This window comes from Flavobacterium sp. Leaf359, assembly GCF_001423985.1.
In the GTDB taxonomy this organism is placed as follows: domain Bacteria; phylum Bacteroidota; class Bacteroidia; order Flavobacteriales; family Flavobacteriaceae; genus Flavobacterium; species Flavobacterium lindanitolerans.
The window spans coordinates 456276-472161 of sequence record NZ_LMPW01000012.1 but is presented as its reverse complement, the minus strand read 5'-3'; the positions used below and the strand labels follow the sequence as shown (position 1 = coordinate 472161).

The window sequence follows — 15886 nt, the reverse complement described above, 5'->3', positions numbered from 1 at the left end:
ATTTGCCTTATATTTGTGAGAAAGCAAAATTATAACTGATGAAAAACACTTTCTTAAAACAATCAATCTTATTATTTTTTATGCTATTTGCTGTTACTTCATTTGGACAGGAAGGCAAGAAAAACCAAAAAGCAGTTATCAAAACCAGTATTCATTGCGACCATTGTAAGGAATGTGAAACCTGCGGGTCAAAATTTCAATCCAATATGCTAAAGATAAAAGGCGTACGAATGTATGAACTGGATGAAAAAAACAGTACACTTACGGTGTATTATAATGCTACAAAAACGGATTTACAGACTATTAAAACGGCCATCTCTAAATTAGGCTATGATGCAGACGATATCAAAGCTGATGCAGTTGCTTATGAAAGCTTAGACAATTGCTGTAAAAAAGCTTAACAAACTTAGTATGGATACAAAAAACAAAGAACATTGGGAGGCCGTCTATCAGAATAAAGGCCCGGAAGAAGTAAGCTGGACACAAGAAATTCCAAAAACTTCATTGAATTTTATCCATTCTTTTAGTTTAAATAAATCCGCTAAAATCATTGATATTGGCGGTGGCGATAGCAAATTGGTTGACTTTTTACTCGATGAAGGTTTTGAAAATATCAGCGTATTGGATATTTCTGCAAAAGCACTGGAAAAAGCAAAATTACGTTTGGGGAATAGGTCAGAAAAAGTAAACTGGATTGTAAGCGACATATTGGATTTTAAACCCGATACTACCTTTGATGTGTGGCATGACAGGGCTGCATTTCATTTCCTCACTACAAAAGAACAGGTAGAAAAGTATATCGAAATCGCCCAAAGTGCCGTTTCCGGATACCTAACAATTGGTACTTTTTCTGAAAACGGACCAAAAAAATGCAGTGGTCTTGATATAAAACAATATAGTGAAGAAACCCTGCATGCTGTATTAAAAAACAGATTTGAAAAATTACACTGTATTTATGAAGACCACAAAACACCTTTTAATACTACACAAAATTTCTTATTCTGTAGTTTTAAGAGAAATAGGAATTGAGTATGACAGCGAAACCAGATAATATAGACGAGTATATTGCGACTTTCCCACATGACGTACAAAAGATTCTGCAAGAAGTTCGCTCCACCATACAAAAGGCTGCCCCTGAAGCCACCGAAGCGATTAAATATGCCATTCCTACTTTTGTACTAAATGGTAATCTTGTGCATTTTGCTGCTTTTAAAAACCATATTGGTTTCTATCCGGCACCGGAAGGCATGGAAGAATTTGACAGGGAACTCACTGCTTACAAAAAAGGAAAAGGTTCTGTACAGTTTCCTTTTGACCAATCCATACCACTCGACTTGATTGCAAGAATCACCGCATTTAGGGTAAAACAGAATTCTGAAAAAAAGAAATAATATAATGATGCAATTCCAGACGCTTGAAAAAAGCAGTACAGAAGAAATTCTGGAAGTTTTCAATAGTTCATTTTCAGATTATATTGTTCCTTTTCGGCTGACCTTACCACAATTAGAAGGGAAAATCACCAATGACAGCGTTCGCATGGAATTGTCTGTCGGAGCTTTTGAAGCCGGCAAATTAGTCGGGTTTATACTTCATGGTTATGATAAGATTAATGGGAAAACTGTGGTTTATAATGCCGGAACGGGAATCATACCTGAAAAAAGAGGAAATGGACTCACTGCCCAACTTTACGAATATATTCTCCCTTTTCTAAAGGCTGAAAATACAGACATTGTCAGACTTGAGGTACTTACGGAAAATATTCCCGCGCTAAAAACCTATGAAAAAACAGGTTTTAAGATAGTCCGAAATCTCGACTGTTATAAAACATTACTACAAATAGAAGGTCAAGACAAAGACTATGACATTAGAGAGTTAAAATCGTTTGATTGGCAAAATATGAGACTGTTTTGGGATTGGGAACCTTCATGGCAAAATTCAATCACTGCCGTAGAAAATTTAAAAGAAACCAATCATGCGGTTGGAATTTTTGAAGAAGAACAATTGCTTGGTTATCTGATTTATAATCCTGCTGCGAAAAGAGTACAGCAGTTTGCTGTTAAAAAAGAATTCCGTAGAAAAGGATTGGCAGGGCAGCTTTTCAGCTATATCGCTTCTAATTTTGGTAACGAAATAGCATTAATCAATATCGATGGTAATTCTAAAGAAACTGCAGCTTTTTTGGAATCTATGGGATTCGAAAAATTTATAAGCCAATATGAAATGGAATTAAAATTAGATGGCTTGCGGGAAGTTTATACAGGATAGTAAAGTTTAGATTTCTATTGGAACCTTTGCGGCTCTGCGTCTTTGCGAGCAACTATTTCACGCAAAGACGCAGAGTCGCAAAACGAGGAAAATAAGAAAAACTCCCGAACAGCGGGAGTTTTTTATACTAGGACTTTGATTAATATTCAAAAGTCCCGAATTCACTTTTTATTGTCAGCTTCTTGTTTTCTGAGGCTTCAACCCTACCTACAATCTGCGCTTCAATGTTAAACGACTCGGAAATTGCTATGATTTCATTGGCTATTTCCTGTGGTACGTAGATTTCCATCCTGTGTCCGCAATTGAATACCTGATACATTTCTTTCCAGTCTGTCTTTGATTGTTCCTGAATAAGCCTGAAAAGTGGCGGAATCGGGAATAAATTGTCTTTTATCACATGTACGTTATCAACAAAATGTAAGACTTTGGTTTGAGCACCTCCACTGCAATGAACCATTCCGTGGATTTGTTCCGGAGAATAGGTATCCAGGATTTTTTTGATAACAGGCGCATAGGTTCTTGTTGGAGAAAGTACCAGTTTTCCGGCATCAATTGGAGCGCCTTTAACTTCGTCTGTTAGTTTCACATTACCGGAATATACCAAATCTGCCGGTACAGAAGCGTCAAAACTTTCAGGATATTTCTGAGCAAGATAGTTATGGAATACATCATGACGCGCTGATGTCAATCCGTTACTGCCCATTCCTCCATTATACGACTTTTCATAAGTTGCCTGACCAAAAGAAGCCAAACCAACAATCACATCGCCAGGTTTGATATTGGCATTATCGACTACTTTGTCTCTTCTAATTCTTGCCGTTACGGTAGAATCGACAATTATGGTACGTACCAAATCACCTACATCTGCCGTTTCGCCACCTGTTGAATGAATGGTAACGCCAAAAGATTTCAATTCTTCAATAAGTTCTTCAGTTCCGTTAATGATAGCAGAAATTACTTCGGCCGGAATCAGGTTTTTGTTCCTCCCAATAGTGGAAGACAGCAATATATTGTCTGTAGCGCCAACGCACAACAAATCATCAATATTCATAATGAGGGCATCTTGAGAAATGCCTTTCCAAACAGACAAATCGCCCGTTTCCTTCCAGTACAAATAAGCTAAAGATGATTTTGTTCCTGCTCCGTCTGCATGCATAATGAGGCAGTAATCTTCGTCATTGGTTAAGTAATCCGGAACAATTTTGCAGAAAGCTTTTGGAAATAATCCTTTGTCTATGTTTTTAATTGCGTTATGGACATCTTCTTTTGAAGCAGAAACTCCTCGCAAATTATAGCGTTTGCTGGTATCAGAACTCATAAAAATAGGTTGTGTTGTTGTGCCGCAAAGATAATCAGTTTTTTTGAGTTTCAATTGGCAGACAGTCATAGATTTTCAAGCTACCTGCTTTTGTAAAACATGGGCTAATTCTCTATGATTTCAATTTCAACACGTCGGTTTGCAGCCCTTTCTTCCTCACTTTTTTCCGGAATGGCAAAAAGCGGTTCGGTTACTCCAAATCCTTTGTAGGTCACCCTATCTTTATCAATTCCGTTCATTTCCAAGAATCTGGCAATGGCTTTGGCCCTTTTGGTCGAAAGGTCCTGTTTGTCGTTTTGCATACAGCAAATATGCCCCTGAATCTGTATTTTCATCTGTGGATTTCTTTTCATGACTTCCAGCAATTCATACATTTTGGGTCTTGAGTCATTAGTAATAGCAAATGTGTTCAACTGAAAATTAAGATTCTCCAGTTTTATTTTTTCGCCGGGTTTTGCAACCGTCAGTTTTTCCATAAAGGCAACATCAAAAACCAATTCACTGGTCGTGCCATTAGGATTCTGTAGGGTCATCTTTTGCGGATATTTAGGCATTTCCCTCTGTTTTTTCACCACCGGTTCTTCCTTAATTCCAAGAATTTCATTTTCTCGTGGCAGGTCTTTGGCCAAAAGGAAATAAATGGTAACCTTTCTGTTTTCGGATTTTATTTTTGATTGCCTGTGTCTTTCTCCAAAGCTTCTGGTCTTGAAATCATCCCTGATTTTTAGCTTTCCGTTTATTATGCCATAAATAAAATCGACTCTTTTTTGTGCAAGCGTGTCGTTAAAAGCTGTGGTTCCGTCTTCATCAGTATAACCATTGATTGCTACAATTTTGACCTCTTTATTGGTATTGATAAAATTTTGCAGCCTTTCGTTTTCCTGTTTTTTGAGTTCGTATTTATTACTGTCAAAATAGACTGAAAATTCTTCCTGTGCCTGTGCTACTAACGAAAAAAATAAAAAAAAGATATATAGAGCCGTATTTTTCATGGACTGGGGTTTATAAATAAAAACGAAGTAACAAATTATTTATTACATAGGAAAATCTGCCGGAACATCCAATATTGCTACTTACTGTCAAGTATTACAATCTCTACTCTCCTGTTTTCATTGCGCTCCTGCTCATTCCTTTCCGGTATCTGGTGAATGGGCCTTGAACTGCCAAATCCTTTATATTGCAGCCTGTCTTTACTAATGCCGTTTTCAATGAGGAAATTATAAATTGCCCTTGCCCTTATGGTGGCGATGTTTTCTAAATCTGTTCCCAACTGACAGCATATATGCCCTTGTATTTCTATTTTCAAATCGGGTCTTTCAACCATTACACTTAGCAATTCCTTTAATATAGGTTCAGATGATGGCACTATAACTCCGGAACGGTTGTAAAAATTAAGATTTTTTAGCGTGAACTTATCACCGGTTTTTAAGTTTTTTGTTTCTTCTGAAAGATTCTCTTTTGCAACGGGCTCTTCTTTTTTAGCCGGAATAGTATAATAAACTACTGCTTTACGGTTGGCTGATGCCAAACCAGGCTGGGTCAACCGTTTTCCAAAACCTTTTATTTCAGCTTTCCCGCTTATTTTTATATTGCTGCTTTTAAGTTTTTCCAAAACATAATTAGCCCGTTTTACAGAAAGCACATCATTATACTCCAGACTGCCAACCGAGTCGCAATAGCCATAGATTTTTTCAACTTCTGCTGTAGGATTATCACTTATCCATTGTTGCAATTTGGTCGTTGAGGCGGTATTCGTTTCTGAAATATCAAAATCAAAAAACACCTGGAATTGTTGTTCCTGAGCATATAGGAGTACAGAAAACAATAAGAGGAAAGTTGTGGTAAATTTTTGCTTCACGTTATATTTTTTATTGATTATCGGAAACTTTACACCAAAAGATTCTTACATCTAGGTTTTATAACTTGTCATGTTTACGGCTCTGCGCCTTTATATGAAATAATTGCTCGCAAAGGCGCAGAGCCGCAAAGTAATTAAGCCTTATCAAAGAAAAAATTATGAAAGTAACCCTTTCGGGTTTTCTTTTATATGAATTTTTTAAATCTGTCTAATCATTTTGATCTGTGGCTAAATCCACTATTCTTTGATTTGGTATAAACTAACCGATAGTCATTTATTTTTTATACTAACGGAAGATTCAGAATTTTATTACGATTAAATAAAAAGTGAGACAGCTTTCGCTATCTCACCAGTTTTAGAATTAATTTGCTGGGAAAAATTAGAATTTAGGTTCACCCGGTAAAGGGCTTGTATTTCAAACTCAAATCCTAAAGCAAATTAAAATATTTATTTACGATGGGGGTAAATAAATAAGTATAAGTACAAAACTTATGGGGTAAAGTTCTATCGAACGAACTCTTATTTTCATCACTAATTTAAGTTAAAACAGTATAGTTTTTCAGAATTTTGGAGGATAATCGATTAAATGCAATATTCTTAGCCAAAACACTTTACCTACTTATTTTACTCCCAATCCGGCATTGAGGCATTCGTAAATAGCGTGGTTCTTGAGGCTACTATGCCAATCAGGTATTTCTGTATATTCCTCGCACTAATAAAATCATTTGAGGTGTTTACAAAAATTACTTCCGCTTCATTAGGCGAATATCTGGCATCAATGTCTACCGTTCCGGCCGGTTTTTCGGTATTGATTTCTGCGGTTGTATTGGTACTGAAAGTATGCTGGAAAATTCGCGTATCCAATTGCCTGTAGTCCGGATTTTCAAAACCGGAAATATCCCGGGTAAAAAGTAATTTTTGTCCCGTGATTGAAAAATTAAGACTTCCCACAGCTCCATTCACTCCCGAAATAACCAGGTCTGTAATGCTACCTTCGGACGTAATCACATATATTTCGGCATTATAACCGCTGGCATCATTAACCTTTAAGGCAATTTTTGAGCCATCATAACTCCAATCACATTCTGAAATAAATTTACCATTTGGCGTATGGAAGATTTCAGTCAGCCCGCTCCCATTACTGTTTATCCTATACAGTTTGTCAAAACTCGGATAGATAATCTGACTACCGCTGGTGTTCCACGAAAAATTGATAAACTCAGGATTAAATCCTGCAACGGGCACTGAATTTGTCACTTTGAATACTCCCGAACCATCCGGATTCATGATATAAATATGGTTTTGGGCTCCGTTGGAACGGATAAAAGCTATTTTATTCGATTGGTTGTTTTTTCTGGGTCTCCAGCTATTGGTTTCTGAACTCGTCAGTTGTATCTGATTGCCGGAATTGTCACCTGCATATATAACATTATTCTCGCTAAGCTTTTTGACAAAGAGGAAACGGGTATCCGGAAAAGAAGTTGTCGTGAATGTTCGTACCGTACTCATAACAGGAGCATTTACTCCATCAGAAGCCGAAACCTGCCAAAAATATTTGGTTCCGAAAGCAAGATTTTGCAAAGTAAAAGTTGGGGTACTGATATCCGAATAAACTACCACATCATCTGTAGCATCGTTTCTGAGTATGACTTCATAGGTGAGCGAATCCTGTTCAGGGTCTGTAGCCGTCCAGGTCAAAACAACCTGGCGGTTCTGGTTGACCGCATTGTCAGCCGGAAGTGTTAATGTTGGAGCATTGGGCGGGCGGTTGCCACTTGTGGAGACAGACAATTCAAAAACGATTTCCGTTGTACTGTTGTTCACAACATTTGCTGCTTCAAACTTGGTCAGATAGCCGTCTTTTTGAGCCTGAAAAGAATATTGGCCTACTACAACTTTAGGAACTGTAAACCTTCCGTCTTCATCAGTAAAAACAATACTTGATGTTGGATTGGAGAAAACTTTTGCATTCGCCAAAGGTTCAAACGTATTGGCTACGACTACCCTTCCTGTAACGGTTCCGAAATCTTCTCCATCGACTTTTTCCTCACTGCACGATAGCAGCAGAAGCAAAAGAACAAATCCTGATTTTATAAGAATATTTTTCATGACTTTAAAGATTAAAAATTATTGCTTCAGCGGATTTTGGGCTTCTTCAATGATGTATTTCTCATAGATTTTCTGATTTTTCCTTGGGAAATAATATGTCAGCCCTAACCCAAACCGGAAATAATAATCATCGCGCACTCCTCTTTCCAAATAATCTATAGTGTCGCTAAAGTTGAGATTGTGTTCGGCATACACTTTTATTCCGATTGTTTTGGAAGCCAGATATTCCAGTCCGGCACCGTATTGCACTTTTGCATGCGTATTTTCGAAAAGACGGTTGGCTCCAAATCCGACACCTCCAAAAACATACGGACTCAGTTGTTCTTTAGGCAGTAAAATCAATTCGGCATTCAGGTCAAAAGTCAGATAGCCTACATCCAGACGGTCTTTGTTTGCCAGGTTAATAACATTAGTGGAACCGCTAAGGTTAAAACCCGGAGTGAAAAAATATTTCAATGCCCCACGACCCATCGGACGAAATAATGACTTGTCATAATCGCCATCAATAAGCGTGGCTCCTCCCGCTAATTCAATCGCAAACCGTGACCTTCTTTCTGTTTTGTATCTTCCGTAGATTCCGGTAGCATCTGCCACTTCTTTTTCCATTTCATATTTTGAAATAAGCGAATCTACTTCTTCTTTGCTGGCATCTGCTTCCCAAATTTTATCCTGAATTCCTTCCAGTACCAAAGACTGTACTGCTTTTTCGATAGCTTCTGTCACAGCCATCTGTACGGGTTCGTTTGTAGAATATCCCGTTTCGACTTCAAGCAATCTTTTGAATTTGACATATCTGAAAAAGCTCTGGTCAATGGCCTGCGACAGAATAGTTTTGGAAACATATACTGATTTCAGGATTTTTCCGCTTGCCGTAGAAATCATCCTAAGGTAAATGGTCACACGGTCCTGCCTGTATTTTGTAGAACCTCCTACTCCAAAATATCTTGCCCCGAAACCTCCCGTTATGATGTTCGTATCATAGGAAACAATACCTCCTTCTAACAAAACTCCTGCATACAAAAGCGGCGTTAGCTGTTCTGTTGAATTTGGATTTTTAGAATATTCCTGCCTCGTAGAGCGAATCAGGTTTCTTTCCTGCAAAAGATTTCCAATATTTTCGCGCTCAATTGGAACAAACCATTTGGAATCTTCCAAAGCCTTGATTAATATAGAGGTCGCTCCCTGAGTTACGGCAGTACTGAAGGTACTTCCGTTATCCGAAGCTTTATATTGTCCTGTTTGGTCCCTAAATTTATAAATCCCAACTACCACGGGTTCTTTAGGTTTTGGCAATTCCCTTAAAAGTGTTGTTGCCGGGGTGATTTCTCCCAACGATGCTTTTTCAATCTTCAATGGCTGATTGTAATAAGCGCCACATCCGGAGAGCAACAGCATCAGGACTATCGCAAAGTAATATCTGATCTGCATATTATGATTTTGGGATGATAACTTGTGTTTGTTCTCCTGTATTGGTATCCAGGATAGTTACGGTCAGTCCGTTTTCTGACGGAAAAATTTCAACAGACAGGCTGCCAAAAGTGTAGCTCCCTTCTGAAATTCCGTTATTTCCAAATTGTTGTGTGAACAGGGATCTGGAAACCAAATTCAGCAATTGTGAGTTCAGGTTTTCAGTAAAACTCTCCAGTTCGGTTTTTGTTTTGGTCGTGACCGTATTATCTTTTAGTTTGTTTTGGGCTTCGGCTGAACTCAGAAGCCACTGGTAGTTAAAAGTATCTCCTCCAAAATTTGGGTTTCTGGGCTTGTAGACCAGATCCTGAGCATTCGCTGCATAGGCCAGCAAAATGATAATTGCAGTTGCTAGAGGTTTCATAATTAATAGAATAAGATTAATACTGAGTGAAATATCGGCTTTGTTTTTCCAGATTTTTCAGATAAGCAGAAGTAACATTTACAGCATCTTCGGCTACGAGACTTAAAAATTCTTCATCGGGATTTACTAAAAACTCATAAATGGGATTAGTATCTATGCTGATCGTAATTTTTGTATTTCTGGCAAAACTCAATTCTTCAGTTATGGTAACAATCTTTTTGGAATTGATTTTCAGATCGCTATACTTAAAAAAATATAAGTCATAAAAATCTTTACCTGCTTTGGTTTTGGTATCATCGGTTACTATTCCGGACAATTCAAAACCGTCTACAGGAACTATTCCTTCATCCTTTTTTTCTTCACCAATGACAATCCTGTCTTTTCCCACCAGTTTTTTATCACTATCATAAAAAAGGAGCATGACAATAACTTCATCATTCTCATTGACATTGATTTGGGTTGATGACAGCTTTTTTGTCTCGTTCGGATCTAAAGTAAAAAGCCCTTCCTGAGCATTATTGGATTGATTGCTGTTTATCTTATTCTTTCTTATTACTGATAATTTATACGATAGGCTTTGAACGATATCGGTTAAATTTTCCGCAGTACCGGTAATCTTTATATTTCCTTCAATTTCTTCCAGGTGTATTTTTGCCTTGACCTGGCTGTTCGTCAGTTGCGAATAGGCGGCAGGAGCAAAAAGCATCAGCATGAAAAAACTATAGGAAAGATATTTTGGCATGGCTTATTGGTTTATTATAATTACCGAAGAACCATTTCCGGACTGTGTGACTTTCATGTCTTTTGAAAGGGAATTGGTTCCATAATTTTGTATGTTCTGATTATTACCTTGCTGGATCATCTGTGTATTCACATCATATTTCGTGTAATAGGTAAAATCCTGAATACCGTTATTTTTCCCGGATTGTATGATATTCTGTGTTATTGTGTTGGCCTGTTTGGAAAGTGAAATAGCATTATCATCACCGTTTTGAAGTACAGAAACATTGACTTCATTCGCTTTTAAGTTTGCATTGAACAAATTGTAATCTCCTATTTGCTGAACCAGAATATCTCCTTTCTGAAACAAGGAATTGGCATACTGTTTTGGATTCATGCTTGAAACCACAAACAGGGTTTCTTCCTTCGAATCAAAGACAGAAGAACTGTATTGATCGAAGCCCGGGTTTTCTTCTTCCTGTGCCAAAGCAACCTGAGAAAAAAGTACCAGGAGCAATAGCTTAAAAAATAAGGGTTTCATAATCTTTTGTTTTATAAAAATGGGGCTACCTGAACCGGCTGCCCCATTTTAATTCCTCAACTAGTTGGATTGAGTAACATTGTTGATGTTAGAATTTCCTTTTTGAACGTTCATGCTGGTTTGGTTGTTACCGCTTTGCATTACGTTAGAATAGTTAAAGTTTCCTATTTGAAGTGTATTGTCTAAATGACCAAATCCGTTTTGAGTAGTCAGAGCGTCATTTTCCTTGCCATATTGGTAGTGGCTAGCCTTATTAGCACCGGAAGCAGCTACGGCAGTACTTGTTTGAGTAATTTTAGAGTCGTTCATTTCACCACCCTGGCTAGTGTAGGCAATGTTGAAATCTCCATTTTGAGTTTGTAAAGCATCATTATATCCGTGTGGCATAAATGGCACAGCAACAGCACTCACAAATCCTAATGCTTCTGCACTAAACGGAGCTCCGGATGGCATTTCGTTTCCGCTGGTGCCCTGGTCAATAGTAGCTTTGTTGTTGTTTCCTGTCTGAACCTGTTTTGCCCAATCATGACCGTTTCCGGCAACAGGGTTTAGCTGATCCTGCCAGATAGTAGCCTGGTTGCTGTTTCCTGTCTGAACCTGATAAGCTTCATTGTAAAGATTGTTTTGTGATACAAAAGCGTTGTTTGAGTTTCCAACTTGTTTTACGTCTGCTTTGTTATGATTGGAAGCAGAAGAAAGGTTTGGATTAATTCCTTGTGTAACATTCGAAACGTTATTGTTTCCTTGTTGTCTTACATCCGAATCCTGATACGATCCTTTTTGATTAACAGCCGAGTTGTTGGATCCGCCCAACTGCAAAACATTGCTGTCATTAAATTGTGCAAAAGAAACTGCACTTACCAGCATCACTGAGATGCTCAAAATCACTTTTTTCATAATAAAAATATTTAATTGGTTATAATTACAATTTAATATTTGGGGGACGAAAAAAGTCTTAGAGGGAAGCTGCTAACAGCTTGTGAATGAAGTATTTTTGGATTACAATTGTGGTATCTTGCTTTTCAAAGTTATTTCTTTTTTCTAAAAAGCAATACGGGAAACCGTAAAAATTACATGCTAATTCTTATTTTTCTATGAATTGTTTAAAAAATCGGATGAAATACATGATTTTTAATTTATACCATCAAAATTAATTATAAAATTCACATTTAAATCTTTTTTACTTAACCTTTTCGTAAGAGATAGTTTGCAAAAAATAATTTTCAAAAATTATTGTGTAAAAATTTTCTTTCTATACCTGCTCAAATATCCATCCTATTGTATATATATTTGCCGAAATTTTATTTTATTATGAAACAAAAACTATTATTTCTTTTTTTATTCCCTGTTTCCTATTGCTATTCGCAATCTGCAATTCAGACCTTGAATTCCGGTAGCGTAATTGGAACCGCGGCTTCTGTTTCGATAGGGGAAATTTTTGTTGTTCCACAAAATCAAAACCAAACCAGTTCCGGAATTATTGGTATTCTTACAATGCTGAACAATAATAATCTTGAAGTAGATCATTTTGACCTGACCGAAAAAATTACCGTGTACCCAAATCCTACAGTGGCTAAAATATTTTTTGACACAAAAGAAGCTATTTCGAACGAAAGCGTGTCGGTATATAACAATGCGGGACAAGTAGTTCTGTCAAAAAACATTGATTCTGATCATTCGCTGGATCTTAGTCCCCTTTCAAGTGGCACTTATTTAATTCAATTCGCAAACCAAAAATTCAAAACATTTAAAATCATCAAACGTTAACAATGAAAAAATTATTACTTTTTACTGCTTTATTATTTTCTTTTTTAGTCTCGGCTCAAGTTCCACAAGGAATTTCTTATCAGGCTATTGCACTTAGTTCATCTGGCGCACCTGTTGTTAATTCAAACGTAGGAATCAGACTTTCTGTATTAGACAATACTGCTACCGGTACTGTTTTATATGCCGAAACACATACCAAAACCACAAATGCCCAAGGACTATTCGCTACAATTATTGGTCAAGGTTCTGCCACAACAGGAACATTTTCTGCGATTAATTGGGCAACCAACCCAAAGTTTTTAAAGGTAGAGCTAGATGTTGCCGGAGGAACAAATTATGTTTTGACAGGAACAACACAATTGCTTTCGGTTCCTTATGCTTTGGCAGCAAAAGGCCTGGCTTTACAAGCCGGAGAAGGAATCAAACTGATTTCGCCAAACGGTACTCCATACCAGCTTACTGTTAATGATAACGGACAACTTTCTTTGCCTACTTCTGAAAATAATTCTAATATTCCAGACTTATTATACCTGTATGGAACATTTAATAGCTTTAACCCAACTTCTGCACTTTTAATGCATAACACTGATGCTTCTTTTATTGGATATAAATATTTAACCTCAGGAACTCAAATAAAATTCATATCTACTAATAGCGCTAACGGAGCTGTTTATGGAGTTAATGGATTCCGAGATTTAGTTTTAAATGCAAGTGCGTACACAATTCCTTCAAATGGATTTTATTTTATCCAAGTTGGTACTTATTCTCCAATGCCTCTACAACTTACATCAATTGCTCCGGAGGTATACGTAAGAAAAAGCGATTTTAATTCCATAACACGCAGTATGACTTATAATGCCGCAACAAACACTTTGTCAGCAACAGTTACAGGCATTGTAAGCGGTGATAATTTTAATTTCACTTTTGCCTCCCCTAACAGTTCAAATGACCAATTTGGTGACAACCTTGCAGACGGAACAATTGATAAGAATGGTCCCCCAATTTCTTTTCCAGGAGCCACTTCAACTCCAAGAAACTACAGAATTGATTTAGTTCTAAACTTCAACGGTTCGGGCAACTATACCATTACACCTCTATAATACAGATAAAAAAAGCCTGCTTGAAGCAGGCTTTTTTAATTGTTGTGTTGTTGTTGTTTGTAGTATATTATTTTGTAAATAATAATTCTCTGTATTTGGTTAATGTCCAGATTTCATCATCTACCAAAAGCTCCAGCTTGTCACAGTGCTTTCTGATAATTTCAAAATAAGGTTTCACCTTGTTGCAGTAGGCAAAAGCCATTTTTTCTGTATCAGAAAGGTTATTAGCTTTTTTACGTTCCTGGGTCATTTCTTCTACCTTAGTATTGATGGCTTCGATGTGTCCCGAAATTTCTTTGATTAATGTAATCTGCTCTTTCGCTATTGTTTCATATTCTTTACCAAAGATGTCTTTCAAACCTCTTACATTTTCAATCAAAAGGTTTTGGTAACGGATAGCCGTTGGCACCACGTGATTTCTGGCAATATCTCCAAGAACTCTTCCTTCAATCTGGATTTTCTTAGTATATTCTTCCATTTCAATTTCATAACGAGCCTCAACTTCTACATGGTTCATTACTCCTAACTCACCAAACAATTCGATAGCTTTTTTAGAAACTTTTGCTTTTAAAGCCTCAGGAGTTGTCTTATGGTTGCTTAATCCTCTTTTTGCCGCTTCTTGTTGCCATGCATCGCTATAACCGTCGCCTTCAAAAAGGATGTTTTTTGTTTCTTTGATGTATTCTCTCAAAACATTGAAGATAGCATCGTCTTTCTTCATGTCCTTCCCTTCAATCAAGGCATCAACTTCTTTCTTGAAATCGATAAGCTGTTTTGCTACGATAGAGTTTAGTGTAGTCATAGCATTGGCACAGTTTGCAGTTGAACCTACAGCTCTGAACTCGAATTTATTTCCGGTAAATGCAAACGGAGAAGTTCTGTTTCTGTCTGTGTTGTCAAGCAATACATCCGGAATTTTTCCTACTACATTTAATTTAAGGTCTGTTTTTTCTTCAGGAGATAATTTTCCGTTTGACACGCCTTCCAATTCTTCCAAAACTTTGGTTAGCTGCTGTCCAATAAAGACAGAAATAATTGCCGGAGGTGCTTCGTTAGCTCCTAAACGGTGGTCATTGCTGGCTGTAGCGATAGAAGCACGCATTAGTTCCTCATAAGTCTGTACCGCCTTAATTGTATTGATAAAGAAAGTCAGGAACTGAAGGTTGCTCATTGGCGTTTTTCCAGGACCAAGCAAATTCACTCCGGTGTCTGTTGCCAACGACCAGTTATTGTGTTTTCCGGAACCGTTAACTCCCTTGAATGGCTTTTCATGGAACAGCACTTTGAAATCATGGCGTTCTGCTACTTTTTGCATCACATCCATTAATAAAGAGTTATGGTCAACCGCCAGGTTTGTTTCTTCAAAAATAGGAGCCAATTCAAATTGATTTGGCGCTACTTCGTTGTGACGGGTTTTTACCGGAATTCCCAAAAGCATACATTCGTATTCCAACTCTCTCATATAAGAAAGTACTCTTGTTGGGATGGAACCGAAATAGTGGTCATCAAGCTGTTGTCCTTTTGCAGAAGTATGTCCTAATAATGTTCTTCCTGTCATTAATATGTCCGGTCTTGAGTTTGCCAATGCCGAATCAATCAGGAAGTATTCCTGTTCCCAGCCTAAAGTAGCGGTAACTTTTTTTACATTCTTATCAAAATAACGGCAAACCGATGCTGCAGCTTCGTCAATAGAGTGTAATGCTCTTAATAAAGGTGTTTTATAATCCAACGCTTCACCTGTATAGGAAATAAAAACAGTAGGAATACATAATGTTGTACCAAAAATAAAAGCAGGCGATGTAGGATCCCAGGCTGTATATCCTCTTGCTTCAAATGTGTTTCTGATTCCTCCGTTAGGAAAACTCGAAGCATCCGGTTCCTGCTGAACCAATTGTCCTCCTCCAAATTTTTCTACCGGGTCGCTGCCATCAAATGAAGTTTCAAAAAAAGCATCATGCTTCTCTGCCGTTGTTCCTGTCAATGGCTGAAACCAGTGCGTATAATGTGTTACTCCTTTTGACAATGCCCATTCTTTCATTCCAAGAGCAATATAGTCTGCTAATTTTCTATCGATTTTCTTTCCATGCTGTATTGCATCTTTTACACCCTGATAAGCGTCCTGCGTCAGGAACTGGCGCATTGCCTTGTCATTAAATACATTGCTACCAAAAATTGCAGATTTTTTCTCCAATTCCTCAAATTTGACAGGCTTTCTTCCGGCTGTCTGCGCTAATGCTTGAAAACGAAATGTCGACATATGAATTGTTTTAGATTTGACTAATTTGATGCAAAGATATAATTTTTGAATAAAAAAATAATTTATACCCCTATTTTTTTTAGGGTATAAAATAATAAAAACAAAAATATGCACTCATAA

At 37.3% G+C, this 15886-nt stretch carries 16 protein-coding genes; 6 read left to right on the top strand and 10 right to left on the bottom strand.

Going from position 1 to position 15886, the window contains the following annotated elements; all coding sequences use genetic code 11:
- The first annotated feature begins 38 nt into the window (after nucleotides 1-38).
- The 4 genes from ASG38_RS10520 to ASG38_RS10505 are packed head-to-tail and all read left to right on the top strand — an operon-like array spanning nucleotide 39 to nucleotide 2265.
- Nucleotides 39-401 (top strand): heavy-metal-associated domain-containing protein, encoded by a 363-nt coding sequence (locus tag ASG38_RS10520; RefSeq protein WP_056070286.1) that lies wholly within the window; start codon nucleotides 39-41, stop codon nucleotides 399-401.
- A gap of 10 nt (nucleotides 402-411) precedes the next feature.
- Nucleotides 412-1029 (top strand): trans-aconitate 2-methyltransferase, encoded by a 618-nt coding sequence (locus ASG38_RS10515; protein WP_056070283.1) that lies wholly within the window; start codon nucleotides 412-414, stop codon nucleotides 1027-1029.
- Nucleotides 1030-1031: 2 nt separating this feature from the next.
- Nucleotides 1032-1391: an iron chaperone gene (locus tag ASG38_RS10510; protein ID WP_056070281.1), complete on the top strand. Its 360-nt coding sequence runs from the start codon at nucleotides 1032-1034 to the stop codon at nucleotides 1389-1391.
- 4 nt (nucleotides 1392-1395) lie between these two features.
- Nucleotides 1396-2265: a GNAT family N-acetyltransferase gene (locus ASG38_RS10505; protein WP_056070278.1), complete on the top strand. Its 870-nt coding sequence runs from the start codon at nucleotides 1396-1398 to the stop codon at nucleotides 2263-2265.
- Nucleotides 2266-2404: 139 nt separating this feature from the next.
- Here the strand turns inward: ASG38_RS10505 and ASG38_RS10500 are convergent, their stop codons facing one another.
- From ASG38_RS10500 to ASG38_RS10455, 9 genes are all read right to left on the bottom strand, one after another.
- Nucleotides 2405-3583 carry an AIR synthase related protein gene (locus ASG38_RS10500; RefSeq protein ID WP_056070275.1) on the bottom strand — a complete coding sequence of 393 codons (1179 nt, stop codon included), beginning with the start codon at nucleotides 3581-3583 and terminating at the stop codon, nucleotides 2405-2407.
- A gap of 104 nt (nucleotides 3584-3687) precedes the next feature.
- Nucleotides 3688-4575: an OmpA family protein gene (locus tag ASG38_RS10495; protein ID WP_056070273.1), complete on the bottom strand. Its 888-nt coding sequence runs from the start codon at nucleotides 4573-4575 to the stop codon at nucleotides 3688-3690.
- A gap of 77 nt (nucleotides 4576-4652) precedes the next feature.
- A complete protein-coding gene (locus ASG38_RS10490; protein WP_056070269.1) occupies nucleotides 4653-5441 on the bottom strand; it encodes an OmpA family protein in 789 nt (262 codons plus the stop codon).
- A 624-nt stretch (nucleotides 5442-6065) separates the two neighbouring features.
- Complete coding sequence (locus ASG38_RS10485; RefSeq protein WP_056070266.1) at nucleotides 6066-7550, bottom strand: carboxypeptidase regulatory-like domain-containing protein; 1485 nt, start codon at nucleotides 7548-7550, stop codon at nucleotides 6066-6068.
- Between the two features lie 18 nt (nucleotides 7551-7568).
- Complete coding sequence (locus ASG38_RS10480; protein ID WP_056070263.1) at nucleotides 7569-8978, bottom strand: CsgG/HfaB family protein; 1410 nt, start codon at nucleotides 8976-8978, stop codon at nucleotides 7569-7571.
- Between the two features lies 1 nt (nucleotide 8979).
- Nucleotides 8980-9381, bottom strand: coding sequence for a curli production assembly/transport component CsgF (locus tag ASG38_RS10475; RefSeq protein WP_056070260.1), 402 nt, complete (start codon nucleotides 9379-9381; stop codon nucleotides 8980-8982).
- 16 nt (nucleotides 9382-9397) lie between these two features.
- Complete coding sequence (locus ASG38_RS18290; RefSeq protein WP_235498584.1) at nucleotides 9398-10123, bottom strand: curli production assembly/transport protein CsgE; 726 nt, start codon at nucleotides 10121-10123, stop codon at nucleotides 9398-9400.
- Between the two features lie 3 nt (nucleotides 10124-10126).
- A complete protein-coding gene (locus ASG38_RS10460; protein WP_056070258.1) occupies nucleotides 10127-10642 on the bottom strand; it encodes a hypothetical protein in 516 nt (171 codons plus the stop codon).
- 60 nt (nucleotides 10643-10702) lie between these two features.
- Nucleotides 10703-11539 (bottom strand): hypothetical protein, encoded by an 837-nt coding sequence (locus ASG38_RS10455; protein WP_056070255.1) that lies wholly within the window; start codon nucleotides 11537-11539, stop codon nucleotides 10703-10705.
- A gap of 414 nt (nucleotides 11540-11953) precedes the next feature.
- On the opposite strand from ASG38_RS10455, the gene ASG38_RS10450 reads away from it, so the two are divergent.
- On the top strand, nucleotides 11954-12409 hold the full coding sequence (locus ASG38_RS10450; RefSeq protein WP_056070251.1) for a T9SS type A sorting domain-containing protein: 456 nt from the start codon (nucleotides 11954-11956) through the stop codon (nucleotides 12407-12409).
- Between the two features lie 2 nt (nucleotides 12410-12411).
- Nucleotides 12412-13509: a hypothetical protein gene (locus tag ASG38_RS10445; RefSeq protein WP_056070248.1), complete on the top strand. Its 1098-nt coding sequence runs from the start codon at nucleotides 12412-12414 to the stop codon at nucleotides 13507-13509.
- 67 nt (nucleotides 13510-13576) lie between these two features.
- Here the strand turns inward: ASG38_RS10445 and ASG38_RS10440 are convergent, their stop codons facing one another.
- Nucleotides 13577-15766 (bottom strand): glutamine synthetase III, encoded by a 2190-nt coding sequence (locus ASG38_RS10440; RefSeq protein ID WP_056070245.1) that lies wholly within the window; start codon nucleotides 15764-15766, stop codon nucleotides 13577-13579.
- Nucleotides 15767-15886 lie beyond the last annotated feature (120 nt).